Source organism: Pseudomonas sp. 05T35 (assembly GCF_056396605.1).
The window spans coordinates 1-985 of the sequence record NZ_JBFTLU010000785.1; the positions used below are offsets into that span (position 1 = coordinate 1).

Below are 985 nucleotides of genomic sequence, written 5' to 3' on the forward strand. Positions count from 1 at the left end.
GGCGCGGATTTTCCCATCCAATGGATTCACCCCACTGGCGAAGATTCTGACCAACACCTGCCCCGCTTCAGGCACGGGCTTAGGAATAGAGGCCAAACGAAGTGGTGCATTGGCCGAGTCGACGATCAGGGCGAGCATTTCAAGTGAGTCAGTCATTTCGCAATCTCATGTCAGTGGAGAGTTGCGTTGATCATCCGCCCACCAACTCATGCCGATAAGACGCTATATAGCTATAGTGACCATGCCTATTTGGCATCAATGAGAAAGCCCTTGGACAAACTCAATGCAATGGCGGTTTTCGTAAGAGTAGTCGAGCGCGGCAGTTTCTCTGCTGTCGCTCGGGAACTGCAGACCAGCCAACCGACCATCAGCAAAATCCTCCGGGCGCTGGAAACAGAACTTGGAGGCAAGCTGATTGCCCGCAGTACTCGCCAGCTTTCACTGACCGACGAAGGCCAGCGCTACTACAACGAATGCCGACAGATTCTTGCGGCGGTCGACGCGGCCGAACACAGCTTTCAGTCCGGACGGGAAGTGGTCGCCGGGCCTTTGCGAGTAGGCTCCTCCGTCAGTTTCGGGCGGTTGCAGATTGCTGCGCGACTGCCGGATTTTCTCGAGCGCTATCCACACGTAGAAATAGATTTACAGCTCAGCGATCAGAATCAGGATCTGGTCAGCGAAGGCCTGGACGTCACGTTACGCATTGGCGAGTTGAGCGATAGCGGTTTGATCGCCCGGCAGATCGGCACCACCCATCGAGTCACCGTCGCCAGCCCCGACTATCTGGCTCGCCGTGGCCAACCAAACACACCGGAAGAACTGAGCCAGCATAACTGTCTGCTGTTCAACCTGTTGAGCAGCCAGAATCAGTGGATCTACGAAAAAAACGCCCAGCGACACAGTGTGCGGATCAAAGGCAACGCTCAGAGCAACAGTTCGGAGGCCATACGCGAGATGCTATTGGGCGGGCTAGGCATTGCGCTGT

At 55.8% G+C, this 985-nt stretch carries 1 protein-coding gene and 1 pseudogene; one reads left to right on the plus strand and one right to left on the minus strand.

Annotated features, from left to right (window positions below; all coding sequences use genetic code 11):
- A pseudogene (locus AC1DH9_RS29815) lies at nt 1–156 on the minus strand (quinone oxidoreductase); the annotation flags it as partial.
- 114 nt (nt 157–270) lie between these two features.
- Here AC1DH9_RS29815 and AC1DH9_RS29820 point away from each other — a divergent pair.
- Nucleotides 271–985, plus strand: a 715-nt coding sequence (locus tag AC1DH9_RS29820; RefSeq protein WP_477809411.1) for a LysR family transcriptional regulator, incomplete at its 3' end; no start/stop codon positions are given.